The organism is Shewanella fodinae, assembly GCF_014651955.1.
Classification (GTDB): Bacteria; Pseudomonadota; Gammaproteobacteria; order Enterobacterales; family Shewanellaceae; genus Shewanella; species Shewanella fodinae.
In genome coordinates this window covers 1-18,409 of sequence record NZ_BMXW01000034.1, presented here as the reverse complement: position 1 = coordinate 18,409, position 18,409 = coordinate 1, and the positions used below count along the sequence as shown (strand labels likewise).

The 18,409-nt window shown below is 48.9% G+C and carries 17 protein-coding genes and 1 tRNA gene; 10 read left to right on the top strand and 8 right to left on the bottom strand.

The genetic code is table 11. The features are described from left to right. Positions 1–156: 156 nt before the first annotated feature. Positions 157–2,523, bottom strand: a complete 2,367-nt coding sequence (locus IE064_RS17675; RefSeq protein WP_189618992.1) for a Tex family protein — start codon at positions 2,521–2,523, stop codon at positions 157–159. 163 nt (positions 2,524–2,686) lie between these two features. Beyond that, positions 2,687–3,250 carry a NapC/NirT family cytochrome c gene (locus tag IE064_RS17670; RefSeq protein ID WP_189618991.1) on the bottom strand — a complete coding sequence of 188 codons (564 nt, stop codon included), beginning with the start codon at positions 3,248–3,250 and terminating at the stop codon, positions 2,687–2,689. A gap of 332 nt (positions 3,251–3,582) precedes the next feature. Here IE064_RS17670 and IE064_RS17665 point away from each other — a divergent pair, with 332 nt between their 5' ends. The 6 genes from IE064_RS17665 to IE064_RS17640 all read left to right on the top strand — a co-directional run bounded on the left by IE064_RS17665 (position 3,583) and on the right by IE064_RS17640 (position 10,161). Next, positions 3,583–3,951, top strand: a complete 369-nt coding sequence (locus IE064_RS17665) for a hypothetical protein (RefSeq protein WP_189618990.1) — start codon at positions 3,583–3,585, stop codon at positions 3,949–3,951. A gap of 75 nt (positions 3,952–4,026) precedes the next feature. After that, positions 4,027–4,476, top strand: coding sequence for a DUF2057 family protein (locus tag IE064_RS17660; protein ID WP_189618989.1), 450 nt, complete (start codon positions 4,027–4,029; stop codon positions 4,474–4,476). Positions 4,477–4,602: 126 nt separating this feature from the next. Next, on the top strand, positions 4,603–5,028 hold the full coding sequence (locus IE064_RS17655) for a hypothetical protein (RefSeq protein WP_189618988.1): 426 nt from the start codon (positions 4,603–4,605) through the stop codon (positions 5,026–5,028). A gap of 108 nt (positions 5,029–5,136) precedes the next feature. Next, positions 5,137–5,472 (top strand): heavy metal-binding domain-containing protein, encoded by a 336-nt coding sequence (locus IE064_RS17650; protein ID WP_133038969.1) that lies wholly within the window; start codon positions 5,137–5,139, stop codon positions 5,470–5,472. Positions 5,473–5,489: 17 nt separating this feature from the next. After that, positions 5,490–7,040, top strand: coding sequence for an efflux RND transporter periplasmic adaptor subunit (locus IE064_RS17645; RefSeq protein WP_189618987.1), 1,551 nt, complete (start codon positions 5,490–5,492; stop codon positions 7,038–7,040). After that, positions 7,021–10,161 carry an efflux RND transporter permease subunit gene (locus IE064_RS17640; protein ID WP_189618986.1) on the top strand — a complete coding sequence of 1,047 codons (3,141 nt, stop codon included), beginning with the start codon at positions 7,021–7,023 and terminating at the stop codon, positions 10,159–10,161. The genes IE064_RS17645 and IE064_RS17640 overlap by 20 nt, the downstream gene beginning before the upstream one ends. Positions 10,162–10,212: 51 nt before the next feature. Here IE064_RS17640 and gpsA read toward each other — a convergent pair whose 3' ends face one another. From gpsA to IE064_RS17625, 3 genes are all read right to left on the bottom strand, one after another. Further along, positions 10,213–11,229, bottom strand: a complete 1,017-nt coding sequence (gpsA, locus tag IE064_RS17635) for an NAD(P)H-dependent glycerol-3-phosphate dehydrogenase (RefSeq protein ID WP_133038972.1) — start codon at positions 11,227–11,229, stop codon at positions 10,213–10,215. Positions 11,230–11,234: 5 nt separating this feature from the next. Beyond that, on the bottom strand, positions 11,235–11,717 hold the full coding sequence (gene secB / locus IE064_RS17630; RefSeq protein WP_189618985.1) for a protein-export chaperone SecB: 483 nt from the start codon (positions 11,715–11,717) through the stop codon (positions 11,235–11,237). A gap of 160 nt (positions 11,718–11,877) precedes the next feature. Next, a complete protein-coding gene (locus IE064_RS17625) occupies positions 11,878–12,312 on the bottom strand; it encodes a rhodanese-like domain-containing protein (RefSeq protein ID WP_133038974.1) in 435 nt (144 codons plus the stop codon). A gap of 227 nt (positions 12,313–12,539) precedes the next feature. Here IE064_RS17625 and gpmM point away from each other — a divergent pair, with 227 nt between their 5' ends. Genes gpmM through IE064_RS17605 form a run of 4 tightly spaced genes read left to right on the top strand, consistent with a single transcriptional unit; the run spans position 12,540 to position 17,240 of the window. After that, entirely contained in the window at positions 12,540–14,081 is a 1,542-nt protein-coding gene (gene gpmM, locus IE064_RS17620; protein WP_189618984.1) for a 2,3-bisphosphoglycerate-independent phosphoglycerate mutase, read from the top strand. 10 nt (positions 14,082–14,091) lie between these two features. Further along, positions 14,092–15,228: a murein hydrolase activator EnvC family protein gene (locus tag IE064_RS17615; protein ID WP_189618983.1), complete on the top strand. Its 1,137-nt coding sequence runs from the start codon at positions 14,092–14,094 to the stop codon at positions 15,226–15,228. A 36-nt stretch (positions 15,229–15,264) separates the two neighbouring features. Further along, positions 15,265–16,473, top strand: a complete 1,209-nt coding sequence (locus IE064_RS17610) for a S41 family peptidase (RefSeq protein ID WP_189618982.1) — start codon at positions 15,265–15,267, stop codon at positions 16,471–16,473. Positions 16,474–16,484: 11 nt separating this feature from the next. After that, on the top strand, positions 16,485–17,240 hold the full coding sequence (locus tag IE064_RS17605) for a divergent polysaccharide deacetylase family protein (protein ID WP_189618981.1): 756 nt from the start codon (positions 16,485–16,487) through the stop codon (positions 17,238–17,240). A 9-nt stretch (positions 17,241–17,249) separates the two neighbouring features. On the opposite strand, the gene IE064_RS17600 is transcribed toward IE064_RS17605, so the two are convergent. The 3 genes from IE064_RS17600 to IE064_RS17590 form a co-directional block, all read right to left on the bottom strand. Continuing rightward, the gene (locus IE064_RS17600; RefSeq protein WP_133038979.1) at positions 17,250–17,702 is read right to left on the bottom strand and encodes an Rrf2 family transcriptional regulator; all 453 of its coding nucleotides are present in this window, start codon (positions 17,700–17,702) and stop codon (positions 17,250–17,252) included. A gap of 16 nt (positions 17,703–17,718) precedes the next feature. Further along, on the bottom strand, positions 17,719–17,973 hold the full coding sequence (locus IE064_RS17595; protein ID WP_189618980.1) for a YkgJ family cysteine cluster protein: 255 nt from the start codon (positions 17,971–17,973) through the stop codon (positions 17,719–17,721). Positions 17,974–18,328: 355 nt separating this feature from the next. Further along, positions 18,329–18,405 (bottom strand) — tRNA-Asp (locus IE064_RS17590). Positions 18,406–18,409 lie beyond the last annotated feature (4 nt).

Below are 18,409 nucleotides of genomic sequence, written 5' to 3'. Positions count from 1 at the left end.
GCGGCTAATTCTGCCAGAGAAAAGGAAAAGACAGCCTTACCCAAGAGCTGTATTGAAAAAAGCGGCGAAATATCCTTCACGCTCTAGAGATAAGAACGCCACTCGCTCTTAAGCGAGTGGCGTTAGGGTAATTCCCGGTTTATTTATCATAGTTACTTATTTCTTCAACTTGGCAAATGCCTCCGCAAACGCATTTCCCATAGCCGCATTCGTCGGTTTTGTTTTTTCCTGCGGCTTGTTATGAGGTTGTGGTTTACTGTGTTTAGTGTCTGTTCTAGCTGCCGCTGGTTTAGCCGTAGCTTTATTCGCAGGTTTCGATGACACTGACTTAGGCTCAGGCTTTTCATCAAGCCGCATCGTTAAACTGATACGTTTGCGCGGGACATCAACATCCAGCACTTTCACTTTTACCACATCGCCAGCTTTCACCACGGTATGGGGATCGCTGACAAATTTATCCGTAAGCGATGAGATATGTACCAATCCGTCCTGATGTACCCCAATATCGATAAAAGCGCCAAAATTGGTCACGTTGGTAACTACGCCTTCAAGCACCATTTCGGGCTGCAGATCGGTTATCGCTTCCACCCCGTCTTTAAAATGTGCGGTTTTGAATTCACCGCGAGGATCACGCCCGGGTTTATCCAGCTCTTTCAGGATATCCGTTACTGTCGGTAAACCAAATTCTGTGGTGATAAAATCGGCAGGGTTCAGGCTCGCTAATAGCGTGGAGTTACCTATCATCTGAGTCAGCGGTGTGTTTTTAGCGCGAGAGATATTTTCCACCAGCATATAGGCTTCTGGGTGCACCGCAGATTCATCTAATGGATTATCACCTCCGTGAATTCGCAGAAAGCCCGCCGCCTGTTCAAACGCCTTCGGCCCGAGCCGTGGGACTTTTAATAAGGTCTTACGATCATTAAAACGGCCATTTTCATCGCGGTAATCAACAATATTTTTTGCCAGTGTGCGATTGAGCCCCGCCACCTGACTTAGCAGTGGCACCGAGGCCATATTGACATCCACGCCGACACTGTTAACGCAATCTTCCACCACGGCTTCTAGCGATGTGGACAACTGACTCTGACTCACATCATGCTGATACTGTCCCACACCAATGGACTTAGGCTCAATCTTCACCAACTCGGCCAACGGATCCTGCAATCGTCGGGCAATGGACACAGCTCCGCGTAGCGAGACATCCAAATCAGGAAACTCGTTGGCCGCTAACTCAGACGCAGAATAAACCGAAGCCCCCGCTTCACTCACCACCACTTTAGTGAGTCTTGGTTGCTGCTCTTTAACCGCCGCAATCACATCTGCGGCCAGTTTGTCGGTTTCTCTGGAAGCGGTGCCGTTACCGATGGCGATCAGTTCAACCTGATGCATATTAACCAGAGTCGCGAGCGTTCTAACTGATTTATCCCATTGATTTTGCGGCGCATGAGGGAAAATGGTGGTATGCGCCACCAGCTTACCGGTATCGTTTACCACCGCCACTTTCACGCCGGTACGCAATCCGGGATCGAGCCCCATCGTTGCCTTGGCCCCCGCCGGCGGTGCCATCAGCAGATCGCCAAGATTGCGCGCAAATACCTTGATGGCCTCAGCTTCAGCAGCCTCACGCATCTGGGCAATGAATTCAGTTTCCATCTGCAGCGCAATTTTGATGCGCCAAGTTGCGGTCACAACGGTTCTTAGCCAGCGATCTATTGCGGTGTCAGACAGTTGCCAACCCAGATGGTCAGTGATGATCTGCTCGCAATAGCTGCCCTCTTTGGCTTCACTCCCCGGATCGGCATTTAACGCCAACGCCAGCACGCCTTCATTACGACCGCGTAGCATCGCCAGCGCCCGATGTGATGGAACTTGGCTGATAGATTCGGCGTGAGCGAAATAGTCGCGGAATTTGGCACCTTCCTGCTCTTTACCGCTGACCACTTTGCTTTCCAATAACGCATGTTCTGCCAGATGGCGGCGTACTTTAGCTAACAAATCCGCATCTTCAGCAAAACGTTCCATCAGGATATAACGCGCACCGTCCAACACGGACTTCTCATCAGTAAAGCCGGCGTCAGCGTTAAGGTATTGGGCTGCCTCGCGTTCAGGCTCAACACTGGTGTCACCAATCGCTGCCAGCAACTGTTCAGCCAACGGTGCAATTCCCGCTTCGATGGCTATCTGGCCTTTGGTACGACGCTTAGGTTTGAAGGGTAAGTAGAGGTCTTCGAGGCGCGTCTTGGTGTCAGCGTCATTAAGTGCTTTGGCCAACTCGGGGGTTAGCTTGCCTTGTTCGTCAATTGACTTGAGGATCACCTCTCGCCGCTCGTTCAGTTCTCGCAGATAGCCCAAACGGCTGAACAGCGTTCGCAATTGGGTATCATCCAAACCACCAGTCACTTCTTTACGATAACGGGCAATAAACGGAACCGTGGCACCTTCATCCAGCAGCGTGATAGTCGCTGCGACCTGCTGCTCGCGAACATCCAGTTCCTGAGCAATGAGTTGAGCAATATTGTGCATAAATCCAACAATCAGTTTGTTGATTAACGATAAATGCGCCAACGATACCACAGAGTTCAACAAAGTTTTATGGCTTGTTTATCGCAGATAACAGAGTGTTGGTGGCGCCACATAAAAAAAAGCCGGTGCGCTGCACCGGCTTTCAATGAAGAGCAATAATCGCTTAGCCCTTAGGATAGACGTGAGCTACGCCCTTGTGACAATCCACACAAGTCTTACGCTTATCAGGCTCTTTCTGGAAATTCATGGTATGCATTCTTACAGCAATCTTCTTCATGGATTCCGGCTGGTTCTGATAAATACGAGTATGACAGTGCTGACAGTTAGCAGAATCATTCGCACGGAAGTATTCCAGTGCTTTGTCAGCCTGTTCTTTACGATGTTCATCCAACCATGCCTGAGTATTGAAACCGTCGATAGTCAGGAAACCATATAGGTCCTTGGATACCACGATTTTTTTCATCAGATACTTGATTGGGCTGTGTGGCAGATGGCAGTCCTGACACTGTACAGTGAAACCATGTTCATTGCCGCCGTGGGCAGAAGCGAGCACTTCATCTTTCAATGAATGGTGACTGTGACAAGTCATACAGAAAGCATCCGAGCTTGTTGCATGTAATGTTTGCTGTGTTGCAAAGTAACCTATCACACCGACGACGATACCGACGACCAACAGTGACAGGATGGAATACTTTGCGCTGGGTTTGAATAGTGCACGCCAATTCATCACTCTTCTCCAATAAATACTTTATTTTAATAATTGGGCTGACTCTTTATCCGGTTCGGATTATAAACCAACTTTCTTTAATTAATCTGACCTAAATAAGCTAAAATGCGACAGACCTCTAACTCTACAATGTTAACTTAGCTAATTTAGTAAGTAGGTGCTAGTGCTTACTTTTTTGCTTATGCCAATTATCTATTCGCCTACCTTAAGCGAAAAATTATTCAGTGATCTTGCTCAAACAATCACCCTTTAAGATTTATTTTTTATACATGAAACCTTTTTGAGTTTAGAACATCTTAAGCATAGGCTTAAAAAATAATTTGAAGGATTGCATGCGAAATCTGCTGCTGACATTTACCGTGCTAGTAATGCTGTTAAGTCAGGCTGTTGCGCCTAGACTTGCGGTAGCTATGCCAGTATCACAGCATGTTGCAACCCAATCAGTCATTAACGCTATTAACGCCAGCGAACCTTATTCTTGTTGCTCGGATAACATCGCCTGCCAGCACTGTGATATGAGTGTTGAACACTGTAACCAGATGAATAATTGTCTGAATCACTGTAGTCATTTGGCATCAGTTATCACACTTCTGCCGCAAACCACCAAGATGTCTGCATCCAGTGATGTCATTTTACATAAAGGTTGGAGCAGCCAGACCACGACTCTCGGTGTGCAAACGCCACCGCCCGATAGTCTGTAACATTCAATCGCAAAACCTTAGGCAATTTGCCTACACCAAATGATTGTTGTTTACAGAAATATCTGGAGTCACATTATGTTCTCAAAAACTGCTTTCGCAGCACTTAGCGCTGCTATATTTTCTAGCTACTTGTTCGTTATCCCACAGACTCTGGCAGCCGAGGTCACTGTCCCGGCATCATTACAAATTCTCGATATTGATGGCCAGCCACAAAACGCCGCTCATACCGATTTACAACTATCGAACGGCACGCACGTCTTGGTGGTTCGCTACCGCGATCTGTTTGCTGATAGTGCCGATGATTCAGGTGCTTGGGTAACGTCCGAACCTTTGTATTTAAATCTTGCCATAAAAGACCAGCAACCAGTTCAACTACACATACCGGTAATTGATGATGCCAGTGCAGCTAAGACTTATCTCCATCAACCGTACTTAACCGTAGGTACAGCAAACGGCCATACTGACCAGTTGCCGCTACGGACACAAGCCAGCGTGATTACCGAGCTGTTATCCGCCCAACGCTAAGAGTTAGGAGGCTTGGCGTTGCATGGTTCTGAGTTACTTGATGAAATTCAAATAACTGTGAATTTCATCAAGGTAGCTATATGCTGACGTGGTATGATTTAGACGATCATTATTTTGGGGAATCTTATGCAGTTGGTTCGTCGTCATATGGGGTTGATACTGACCTTGCTCGCATTTGTCGGGCAGGGACTGCTATCTAACGACCATTGGATGATCCCTGTTGCAAAAGCAGATTCCGCAATGATGATGTCGGCAACCGGTCATCACAAGATGGCCGCATCTATGGATTGTCATCCTCAACAGACCACCGCTCCCCAATGTTGTGATGGGCATAATGTTGCAAAAGTGCTTCCCAACGCTGCAACCCATCACTGCTGTGACGGCAATGGATTCTGCAAAGGGGGCCACTGTCTGGTGATATCTGTAGCAGGCACACTATTGGCTGCCGTTTCCTGGCCGACAGTCAAACATCCTGAAGTTGCCGTTGCAACGCCGATGCCTCATTTCCGCTCTGTTGATATTAATCCCAGCTTCAAACCACCTATTGCGTAACTGCTACGGCACACGTGTGCCTGAAATCTACTAAAACACAAGCTGAATTAATTTTGGGTTGCTCACTGACATATTAACGCTCAGTGCAGCCCGCTTATGGAGTGACATATGAAATCTGTAATTACCCTATTTTTTGCTGTGCTATTGAGTTTGGGTCTGACTGGTTACAGCTACGCTGCTGATACCCAACACCAGCATGCTACTGCTAATACCGCAGAAGTTTATCATTGCCCGATGCATCCTGAAGTCACCGGACACAAAGGCGACTCCTGCCCTAAATGTGGCATGAAACTGGTTAAGGCTAAAGTCGATGCCGTGGTTTATCACTGTCCGATGCACCCTGAAGTCACTGGCCACAAAGGCGACTCCTGCCCTAAATGCGGCATGAAACTGGTACCGGCTGAAACACCAAGCGAAGACAGCATGCATATGCATCAGCACTAATCAAACAGCAGGTGGAGATGAGGCATATGAGCAACAACAACCGTCGTAACCTAGCCTGTATCCTGAGTTTGATGCTGGCTACAGGCTCGCAATGGAGCCTGCAAGCGCAGGCGGTGACTGATGAACATCAGGAACATCAGCACCAGGCCAGTGCAACCGCCCAAGGAGAATATTATTGTCCGATGCATCCGCAAGAACGCAGTGATAAACCAGGTCGTTGCCCAATTTGTGGCATGTTTCTGGTGAAGGATGAAGCCACTGAGCCAGAGCAGTCGCCTACATCCGTCAACGCGACGAACACCGCTGAACAGTCCGCTACGCAACCAGCAATGGATATGTCCGGCAATAAGTCAATGACAACTAAACAAGCTGCCAATACCCAAAAAGTGTTCAGTAATGCTGACAGTACCCAGGGAACACATGGCGGCACTATTAAATATGTTTGCCCAATGCACCCCCAGATCGTCAGCGATACTCCCGGTACCTGTCCCATCTGTGGCATGACGCTGGAAAAAGTAGAAATGGGAGCCCACCAGGATACCGTGAAGGTCGATGTTTCTGGGCAAATGCAGCAAGCGCTGGCACTGAAAGTGGCCAAAGCTCAGCGGCAAACCATGTGGCGTTTTGTCGATACGGTAGGTGAAGTCGGTTATGACGAAAGTCAGATCACCCACATACATTCCCGCGTTAATGGCTGGGTCGAAAAGCTCTCGGTACAAGCGGCAGGCGATGAGATAAAACAAGGTCAACTACTTTACGAAATCTACTCGCCGGATCTGGTCAATGCACAGGATGACTTTCTGTTAGCCCAAGATACGCTGAAACGTTCTGGTAACAGTGAACGTTACCAAGAACTGCTGCGCAAAGCCGGGTTGCGCCTTGAATTGCTGGGGTTGAATCAAGAGCAGATAAAACAACTGGCTAAAACCGGTAAGACCTTATATCGAGTCCCCTTTTATGCAGAATCCAGCGGCTATGTGAAAGCGCTGGACATTCGTGATGGCATGTATCTGCAACCCGCAACCGAGATACTGTCGATGGTGGATCTCAACAAGGTATGGGTAATAGCGGATGTGTTCGAGAATGAGCAAAGCTGGCTGGCGGTAGGACAACCAGCAGAGGTTAGTGTTCCAGCCATGGGTATTAAGGGATTACAAGGCAAAATCGACTACATCTATCCAGAGTTGGACCCGGTTACCCGTAGTTTACGGGTTAGGGTAGTGTTATCCAATAAAGGCTCACACCTCCGTCCCAACACCCTTGCCAAAGTTTCGCTGTTCGGGGGTGCCAACGAAAATGCCTTGGTGATCCCACAAGAAGCACTGATCCAGACCGGCAAAGAGAACCGCGTCATCGTTAAAGCTGCCGATAACAGCTTTGTTGCCCGTCGTGTTGATGTCGGCATGATGAGCCGTGGCATGGTACAGATCCTCAACGGCCTCAGTGAAGGTGAAAATGTGGTGATCTCTGGGCAATTCCTGCTGGATTCAGAAGCCAGCCTGAAAGGCAGCTTGATGCGTTTGAGCAGCCAACATCAGGAGGCACACAATGCTGAAGACCATCATTGATGCGGCCATCCGCCAGCGGGTGATGGTCCTTATCATTGCGCTGATAGTGGCAGCACTGGGTGTTCATGCCCTACAAAAGACCCCTTTGGATGCGTTGCCGGACTTGTCTGATGTGCAGGTGATCATCAAGACTGCATATCCTGGGCAAGCCCCAAAATTGGTGGAAGAGCAAATCACTTATCCACTATCCACCGCCATGTTGGCAGTGCCTGGCGCCAAAACCGTCCGCGGTTACTCCATGTTTGGTGACTCCTATGTCTATGTGATTTTCGAAGATGGTACCGATATCTACTGGGCTCGCTCTCGGGTACTGGAATACCTAAGCCAGATCAGCAGCAGACTGCCGGAAGGTGTACAACCGTCGTTAGGGCCTGATGCTTCCGGTGTTGGCTGGATTTTTGAATATGCATTAGTGGACAAAAGCGGCAAATTTGATCTGTCACAACTCAAGAGCCTACAGGATTGGTACTTGAAACTAGAGTTGCAGAGTGTGCCTGGGGTATCTGAAGTTGCCACCGTTGGCGGCATGGAACAAACCTATCAGATAGTGTTGGACCCAGATAAATTGGCGATATACAAACTGGATATCGCCAGCGTGAAATCGGCGATTAACAAAGCCAACAGCGAAGTGGGTGGCTCGGTAGTAGAGATGGCGGAGGCCGAGTACATGGTTCGCGCCAAGGGCTACCGCCAAACCTTGCAAGATTTTGGTGAAATTCCGCTGGGGGTTACCAGTCCATCTGGCACCCCACTATTGCTACGCGATATTGCCACGATTCGCAAGGGACCGGCGGCTCGCCGTGGTATTGCCGAACTCAATGGCGAAGGCGAAACCGTGGGCGGCATCATTGTGATGCGTTACGGCGAAAATGCGTTGGCAACCATAAAAGCGGTTAAGGCAAAACTGGAACAGTTAAAAGCCGGCCTGCCCGCAGGAGTAGAGATAGTACCTACATACGATCGTTCCCATTTGATCCAGAGCTCCGTCGACAATCTGGTCCACAAAGTGATTGAGGAAATGGTTGTGGTCAGTTTGGTGTGTCTGCTATTCCTGCTGCATGCCCGCTCCACACTGGTGGCTATTATCACCCTGCCAATGTCTATCCTGATGGCGTTCATCGTGATGAGCCATATGGGCGTTAATGCCAATATCATGAGCCTAGGGGGTATCGCTATCGCCATTGGCGCGGTGGTGGACGGGGCAATCGTGATGATTGAGAACATGCACAAGCACTTGGAACATTTCCGACATGAGCATGAGCGAGGGCCGCAAGGAAATGAGCACTGGCAAATTGTGGCTGAAGCATCCAAAGAGGTAGGGCCGGCGCTGTTCTTCTCACTGCTGATTATTACATTGAGTTTCCTGCCAGTCTTTGCCTTGGAAGATCAAGAAGGCCGCTTGTTTACACCCTTGGCTTACACCAAGACATTTGCAATGGCGTCTGCGGCAATACTGTCGATCACGGTGGTGCCGGTGCTGATGGGACTGTTCATCCGAGGGAAAATTCCCTCTGAAACCGCCAACCCTATCAGCCGGGTGCTAATAGCCGGATACAAACCGTTGCTGACGCTGGTACTGCGCTTTCCGAAAACCACCATTTTGGCCGCATTAATCGCATTGGCCAGCGCTTGGTATCCCGCCAGCCATATGGGCAGTGAATTTATGCCAGATCTGGAGGAAGGTGATCTGCTGTATATGCCAACCACCCTACCTGGCATCAGTGCTGGCAAAGCGTCAGAACTGCTGCAGCAAACAGACCGCCTGATAAAAACGGTGCCCGAGGTTAAACGGGTATTTGGCAAAGTAGGCCGAGCTGAAACCGCGACTGACCCAGCACCGCTGACTATGCTGGAAACCACTATTATGCTGAAACCCAAAGATGAGTGGCGTCCAGGCATAAAGCTGGATGACATCATTGAGCAACTGCAGAAAACGGTAAAAGTGCCGGGATTAACTAACGCCTGGGTTCAGCCCATTAAAACCCGTATAGACATGTTGTCTACTGGCATTAAAACCCCGGTCGGGATCAAGATCACCGGCGACGATGTTGAAGAGTTACAGCGTATTGGGGCGCAGATAGAAGCCTTGTTATCACAACAGCCCCATACTCGTTCAGCCTATGCCGAACGAGTGGGTGGTGGCCGTTATATCGACATTACGCCCAAGTTGGATGTGGCATCACGTTACGGTATGACGCTGAGCGATATTCAGGATGTAGTGCGCTATGCCATTGGCGGTGCCGATGTTGGTGAGTCAGTGCAGGGTGCAGAACGCTACCCGATCAATCTGCGTTATCCACGAGATCTGCGTGATAATATCGAAAAGTTGCGGGACTTGCCGGTGATCACCAAATCCGGCAACTATCTACCACTACGCAATCTGGCCGATATTGAAATCACTGACGGCGCACCAATGCTCAAAAGTGAAAATGGCCGCCTGATCTCCTGGGTTTTTGTGGATATCAAGGGCACTTCCATCGGTGAGTACATTGCGGCAGTAAAACCAATCCTCGCCAGTCAGGTGCAACTACCGCCACGCTACAGTTACAGTTTTGCTGGACAATACGAGTACATGCAGCGTGTGGCCGATAAGTTGGAGCAGGTTATCCCAATGGCATTGGCGGTGATCTTCATCCTGCTAATGCTGACCTTTAATTCAGCGCTGCAGGCCAGCATGATTATGTTGTCGCTGCCGTTTGCACTGGTAGGCAGTGCTTGGGTACTGTACGCACTAAATTACAACATGTCTGTCGCAGTGGCGGTGGGAATGATCGCATTGGCGGGTGTCGCTGCAGAATTTGGAGTGGTGATGTTGGTGTACCTCGATAATGCCATTAAGCATCGTCAGCAACACAATATGTATCACAGCGTCAGCGACCTAAAGGCTGCCTTGATAGAAGGTGCCGTCATGCGTGTCCGTCCGAAAGCCATGACAGTAGCGACCATCTTCTTTGGATTGTTGCCCATCATGTGGGGAGCTGGCGCAGGTAATGATGTGATGCAGAAAATCGCCGCCCCGATGGTCGGCGGGATGATCACGGCACCGGTATTGTCGTTGTTTGTGTTGCCAGCGTTATACCTGCTGTTATATCGCCGAAAATTGCAAAAAAGCGCTGATTGAGTGCTGTCAGCCAATAAAAAGGATGCCTTGAGGCATCCTTTTTATTGGCTGTTACTCGCCAGGCGTCTCTGACTTTTTCTCACGAGCCAGCAATTCTTTAGCGGCATCTAATGGTGATTTGCCCTGATACAAGACTTGGTAGATCTGTTCAGTTATCGGCATTTCCACGCCTAATCGTTGCGCTAATGTGTAGACTTCCTTGGTATTGCGATAGCCTTCAACCACTTGACCAATCTGCTGCTGCGCGGAGTCCACATCACAACCCTGCCCTAGCGCCAACCCAAAACGCCGATTGCGGGATTGGTTGTCAGTGCAGGTCAACACTAAGTCGCCCAGTCCTGCCATTCCCATAAAAGTATCGCTTTTAGCACCTAGCGCACAGCCAAGACGAGTTAACTCCACTAAACCACGAGTGATCAGCGCTGTACGCGCATTGGCACCAAAACCTATACCGTCAGACATACCGGCACCGATGGCAATCACATTTTTTACTGCACCACCAAGCTGCAGGCCGATAAAATCATCATTGGCATATACACGCAAACTTTTTGGGCTGTGCAACAACTCCACCAAATCAGCAGTGAAGTTAGCATCGGTCCCCGCAATCGAAATGGCCGTTGGCAGCCCCGCCGCCAACTCTTTGGCAAAAGTGGGACCAGACAGTACCGCTAGTGGGTATTGATCACCAAGCACATCTCGGGCAACGTCCTTCAATAATCTGCCAGTGTGCGGTTCCAATCCTTTGGTAGCCCAGACAATACGCGCATCTTGCCGCAATAATGGTTTGGCAGTTCGCAGCACGTCAGCAAACACATGGCTAGGCACCACCAACAGGATATTACGAGATGCCGCTAATGCCTTGCCAAGATCCGCTTCCATGACCAGTTGCGCAGGGAAATGGATGCCTGGCAAAAACTCTTCGTTGCTACGGGCAGCAGTTAATCTTGCAACATGCTCGGGTTCATGCCCCCAAAGCACGGTCTTATGGCCATTACTGGCAAGGGAAATGGCCAGCGCAGTCCCATAGGAACCTGCGCCAAGCACTGTGATATCTGCAGTATCAGCCATCAGTATCAAGCGTCAGCAGTTTCAGTCGATGGTGTGTTATCGGCTTGACGAGACTGCACGTACTGGGCAAACAGCGCGTCAAAGTTAACCGGTGCCAGATTCAACTGTGGGAATGTGCCACGGGAAACCAGACTAGCGACCGCTTCGCGCGCATAAGGGAACAGCACATTCGGGCAAAAAGCCCCCAAGGAGTGAGCCATCTGTGGCTCGGTCAGACCGGAAATAGTGAAAATACCCGCCTGCTGAACTTCACACAAAAACGCTGTTTCTTCGCCATTTTGCGCAGTGACAGTCAATGACAGGATCACTTCATAAACATCATCTGCCAGCTTAGCGCTGCGAGTATCCAGATCCAATTTCACTTCAGGGGCCCACTCTTTCTGGAACACCGCTGGACTGTTAGGTGTTTCAAAAGAAACATCCTTGATATATACGCGTTGAATGTTGAACTGTGGGGCTTGTTGTTCGTTATTTGCTACTTCAGCCATAATGCTACCTATCCAATTGGTCCCGGCTTTCTTGAGCCGTTGTTATTACGGAAGACGGTGTTAAGGATACCGATATAACCGGCCACCATCCTTTGATTAGCCGCTCCGGGTTTGCCGGAACAGCGCTGGACGCCAGCCGCCATACGGCCACCGACAAAAATTAACGTTTGCTTTTCGACACTGGCAGGTTGGCAGATTGCCACTCACCCATTCCGCCTTTAAGGCTGAATACCTGTTCGAAACCTTGCTTCACCAACAATTCCCCAGCTTGCGCTGAAGTCATCCCAGCATTGCATACCAGTATAATGGGTTTGTCCTTAAGCTTTTCAAGGTGAGTGTTGGTATTATTTTTAATTTCTGCCATCGGAATGTTAACGGCGTTAACAATATGTCCACGGCGAAAATCCTCTTTCGAGCGCACATCCACCATCTGCGCATCCTGCTTATTGACCATTAGCACGGCTTCTTGGGGGTTTACATGTTTAACTTTGGATACAGCGCCTTTAAACCAAGTAACCAGCAGCGCGATAAATAATCCCACCCATGCCATGCTCAAAATCGGATGGGCTTTGAAAAATTCGATATATTCCTGCATGTTTATGACAGCCTGTGTTGTTATTGGGCAGCTAAGAACCAGCGCAGAGTATACCCATAGCCAATGTAGATTGCAGCTGTTTAAGCCGCAGAATAGCGGTCTGACTTACAGAGCAATGCGACTAAAGCTATCAGGACAATCGCTTGCAGATGACTTTTTTATGATGTCAGGTCTGTAGTACCATGCTGGCAATTTATGTTCAGTTTTTGATTTCAACGGGTATCCACATGAAGACGATTAAAGGACCACTGGCGTTATTGATCCTTGATGGCTGGGGTTATTCAGAACAAACTCGCAGCAATGCTATCCACCATGCGCGAACCCCGGTGCTAGACAAGTTGACCGCCGAGTATGCGCACAGTTTGATTTCTGGCTCAGGTATTGATGTGGGGCTGCCGGAAGGACAGATGGGCAATTCTGAGGTTGGCCACATCAACATCGGTTCCGGTCGTATCGTTTATCAAGAACTGACCCGCATCAGTAAAGCGATTGATGATGGTGAATTTTTTACAAATCCGGCACTGGTGCAAGCAGTAGATGATGCCATTCAGGCCAACGGTGCAGTGCACATTATGGGATTGCTGTCGCCAGGCGGGGTACATAGTCATGAGGAGCATATCGAGGCGATGTGTCGCATGGCGGTGCAGCGAGGAGCCAAGCAAGTGTATCTACACGCTTTCCTTGATGGCCGCGATACGCCGCCACGCAGCGCCCGCCCCAGTCTGGCACATTTTGAGCAGTTATTTACCGAGCTGGGCGTTGGTCGCGTCGCCTCTGTTATTGGCCGTTACTATGCCATGGACAGAGACAATCGCTGGGACCGTGTGGCACAGGCCTATCAGTTAATCACCGATGGCAAAGGCCAATATACAGCTGACACTGCGGTTGCAGCGTTGGACGCGGCCTATGAACGTGATGAAAATGACGAATTTGTCGCAGCTACCGCTATCACGGCAGCGGGAAAGACCGCCGCATTACATGACGGCGATGCGCTGATTTTTATGAATTTCCGAGCCGACCGTGCGCGACAGTTAACCCGGGCCTTTATCAACCCAGATTTTGATGGTTTCCAACGGCAGCGCGTATGCCAATTGCATTTTGTCACACTGACAGAATACGCCGCTGATATCAAAGCACCGATCGCTTTCCCTAAGGAAGAACTGGTCAATACCCTTGGTGAAACCCTACAGACACTGGGGATGCGCCAGTTACGCATTTCCGAGACAGAAAAATACGCTCACGTCACTTTCTTCTTCAATGGGGGACTGGAGCGCCCCTTTGACGGAGAAGATCGTATTTTGATCAACTCCCCCAAAGTGGCAACCTATGATCTGCAACCAGAGATGAGTTCTACAGAATTAACTGACAAGCTGGTTGAAGCCATTGAATCAACTCAATATGATGTCATCATCTGCAATTATCCCAACGGTGATATGGTAGGCCACACCGGCAACTTTGATGCTGCAGTCAAAGCCTGTGAAGCGGTAGATGCCTGTCTGGGACGTGTGGTAGCTGCGCTACAGCACGTGGGCGGAGAGTGCATTATCACCGCAGACCATGGCAATGCTGAAAAGATGGTAGACGAGATCACGGGTCAGCCACACACAGCACACACCAGTGACTTAGTGCCGTTTATCTATATGGGACGTAAAGCCCGTATCGACGAGGGCGGTCGTTTAAGTGATATCGCACCGACTATGCTAACGTTGTTGGGACAGAAAATTCCGGCGGAGATGACCGGTCATCCATTGATCCATACAGAAGAGTAAATACAGACTGGTGCATAAGCATGTCATAGCCAAAGCCAGCATTATTGCTGGCTTTCTTATATTCAGCCACTCGCTGCTGGCGTCAGATCTGGAGCGTAGGCAATCGGAACTGAAGCAAATTCAGCAGCAGATTGCTGCCCAGCAAAACGCACTGAAAGATAGCAGTAAGCAACGTGAACAGTTGCTGGCATTGCTCAAACAAGACGAACAGGCGATTGGCACAGCCGCTCGGCAAGTGACAGAGACCGAATCACGTTTAGCTGACAGCCAGAAAAAACTGATGGCGTTGGACCAGCGCTCTGTGGAGCTGGATAAATTACAAAAGGGTCAGCAACAGACGCTTGCCAAACAACTGAAAAGTGCTTTTCTTGCTGGCAATCACGACTACAGCAAAATGCTGTTACATCAGGAAGATCCCACCACTGTAGAACGTATGCTGGCTTATTATGAGTTTCTCAATAAGGCGCGAATGGATGCGATTAACCAGTTGAAAAAGACACGTGAAGAGTTAGTTAGCGTACAGCAGCAGCAACAGCAGGAGAATGAGCAGCTCAATCAACTGGCAATGAAACAACGCGCCCAGTCAGCACAACTGAAACAAGAGCAGCAACAACGACAAAATACCTTGAGTGAACTGCAGCGAGTCATCAACAGTAAGGCTTCCGGTTTGGAGCAGTTACAGATAGAAGAGGCGTCGCTGAAACGGGTGGTTGAAGCAGCCATGAAGGCCATGCGTGATACACCATCAATGAGCGGATTAGATCAACTAAGCGGTAAGCTATCTTGGCCAACCAAAGGCAGCTTGAAAAGCAGTTTCGGTAGTCGTCGTTCCGGCAATGTTAACTGGAAAGGTGTGATAATTGGTGCCGCTGAAGGTCAATCCATCAACGCCATTGCTCCAGGCAAAGTCATTTACGCCGACTGGCTCCGCGGTTTTGGTTTACTGCTGGTGATTGACCATGGCAAAGGTTTTATGAGTCTCTACGGCCACGCGCAGGCACTGCTGAAAGACGTTGGTGACACAGTTCATGCAGGAGATGCTATTGCACTGGTCGGACGCTCAGGAGGACAAGCCGAACCTGGCCTATACTTTGAAATACGTCACAAAGGGGAAGCCGTCGATCCGGCGCAATACTGTCGCCGCTGACCCACATAATTTCACACAGACTATCAGGAGCTGCATATGACCAGACTGATGCGCTATGTGCTCATCCTGACGACCGGCATTGTGATAGGGATATCACTGAGTGTTGCCAGCTATAGCCCCAAAAATCCACGCCGCACAGCTGCAGCAGGCGACTTGATATTGCTGCATGAAGTCATTGAGACTGTCGAAACCTACTATGTTGATCAACTAAGTCATGAGCAACTGGTTAACGCAGCAATTGGCGGCATCTTTAATATGCTCGATAGTCATTCTGCCTTTCTGAATGTTGCACAAGCCAATGATATGCAAAGCAGCAATCGAGGTGAATATTATGGTTTTGGTTTTGAGGTAGCGACAAATAAACAAGCACTCATTATTCAAACCGCATTCCCTGACTCTCCCGCCGCAACAGCGGGACTGCAAACAGGAGATAAAATCCTCGCCTATAACCAACAAGCAGTCAACGGGAACAATCAGCAACAAATTCTGGATCAGATAAAACTTGCAGCGCAACAAAAGCAACCGATCAAATTACAGCTGGCACGTGGTCAAACTACGTTTGAGGTTGCTATTAAGCCTGCCAGCATCCGTTTGCATTCCGTTCAAGCAAAATTACTTGCCGATAATATTGGTTACTTACGCATTACTCATTTCCAACAAGATACTGCACAAGATGTCCAACACTGGCTCCAGCTCTGGCAACAACCTCAAATAAGCGGATTGGTGCTGGATCTGCGGGACAATCCCGGTGGTTTGCTGGAACAAGCCGTGGCTATTGCCGATATGTTTCTTGATCAAGGGGTAATAGTGGCAACACAAGGACGATACATAAACGCTAATGAAGTTTTCTATGCTTCCGCCGGTACACAGATATCAAAGGTACCCGTAGTCATCATTATCAACAAAGGCTCAGCGTCAGCGGCTGAGATCCTCACCGCAGCACTACATGATCACCAGCTTGCTACAGTTGTTGGCGAGACCAGCTTTGGCAAAGGCACGGTGCAAAGCTTAATCCCAAATCTTTATGATCGTGGCTCCATGATTAAACTGACTACCGCCCGATACACTACACCTAATGGTAAAATGCTTGACACTCAGGGGATAGAACCTGATATAAAAGTCACATTACAAGACGGTGATGATTCACTGACGATGGCAACCAATATCGCTAGAGTCGGCTATCCTGTAAAGCAGGATCAGCAGTTCAATGCCGCCATCAGTTGGATTGAAACCCACAACCAATAAATAAAATCTACGTGCGCTTATTGCTTTTGTGCCTGCTGCTCACTTGCAGCACCCAACTAATGGCCGCCAAGTTGGCGATTATTATGGACGATATTGGCTACCGCCATACCGATGTGGCGGCGCTGTCGTTGCCCGCAGATGTCACTTTTTCTGTATTACCCCATACCCCACTGGGGGCACGTTTAGCCACAGCAGCTCACGCCAAAGGCCATGAGATCATGGTGCATTTACCTATGCAAGCACTGAATGGCAAAACAATGGGGCCAGGCGGACTCGACAATAAACTAAGCGAAAGCGAATTTAAACAACGGGTGGAGGATGCCATCAGTAGTGTTCCCTTTGCCAAGGGTAGCAATAATCATATGGGGAGCCTGCTAACACAATTAGATCAACCAATGAGTTGGTTAATGTCGGTGCTTAAACAACAGGATCTTTACTTTGTTGACAGTATCACGACCCGTTATACCAAAGCCGGAGAAGAAGCTGATGCTTACAGAGTGCCTTTGCTGCGTCGTCAAGTGTTCCTAGATAATCAGACTTCGACATCCGCCTTGACACAACAACTGCAGCAAGCGGTTCATCTAGCAAAAACCGAAGGACAGGTCGTGCTGATTGCGCATCCCTATCCAGAAACAATCTCATTTCTCAAAACACAGCTAAAGAAATTATCAACTCAAGGAATACAACTCGTCCGGGCATCCAGCTTGCTACCATTACAAATGGCACAAAAAACTGAGATGCCGGAAGAAAATAAAGAACGGCTATGAACAGGGGGATTAGTCCTCAAGCTCAAGCAAGGTGAACTCAGGCAACAGTGCCGCTAGCTCATCACGGTTTGTCACAATATCAGCTAAGGTGTACTGATCCAATACCGCCAGATAGGCCTTCACCGCTCGGCCAAGAATACCCTGCAGCTTACAGGCTGGAGCAAAACGGCAGTATGGTTTACCACAATCAATAGGTGCTAACGAATGTTCCAGCGAACGTACCAACTGCCCGATATTAATCGCTTCGGGAGCCATCCCCAAACGAAAACCACCGCATTTACCACGAACAGTCTGTAGATACCCCAGCTTACCTAGATGATGCACAATCTTAGAAACATGGTTAGAGGACAGATCAAAAACATCCGTGATTTCAGCGATTCGGAATAGACTTTCCCGATTAGGCTGCATCGCAAGATACATCAGAGTGCGCACGCCGAAATCGGTATAACGTGTTAATTGCATGACTCACCCTACACAGTTAAGAACAAGTTTGCTGTTCAAGATTAGTTAACAGCCATAGTGCCTGGTCACGGCTATCACCGCAAACATCCGTCGAAGCCTGAAACCGGCTGCAAACATCCGGACGTTCTGGCTTACCAAACAAACGACATAAATTGCGCTGATCCAGATGAACACATCGCACGCCAGCAGGCTTACCATTTGGCATTCCTGGTATCGCACTGGTGATTGATGGTGCAATACAGCACGCACCGCACCCTAATCGGCAATCCACTTGAGCACTACCTTAATTCAGTTGAAGGCATTATAACGCCTTTAAGTTGGTGGATAACTATGTAAGTCACAGTGTTGTTATATAACATACGCCAATAACTCATCTGATTTGTAACAGAGTTTTTTGACACTGAAAGCATTAACGTTATATAAAAATCCGCAAATGTATGATTTTGCCACAAACCGCGGCATACAGGACTAGAAAATCTTGTTATTAACCCAAAAATGACCTTTAAAAGCAATCGGCAGCGGTTTTGATTATTTAGGCATGGTTTGTAACTGGAAAAATAGGCATGCTGAAAATAGATAGGATAAAAAGCAAAAAGCCTCGTCTGTTGACGAGGCCTTGCTATTAGTGGCGGGATGGACGGGACTCGAACCCGCGACCCCCGGCGTGACAGGCCGGTATTCTAACCAACTGAACTACCACCCCACTG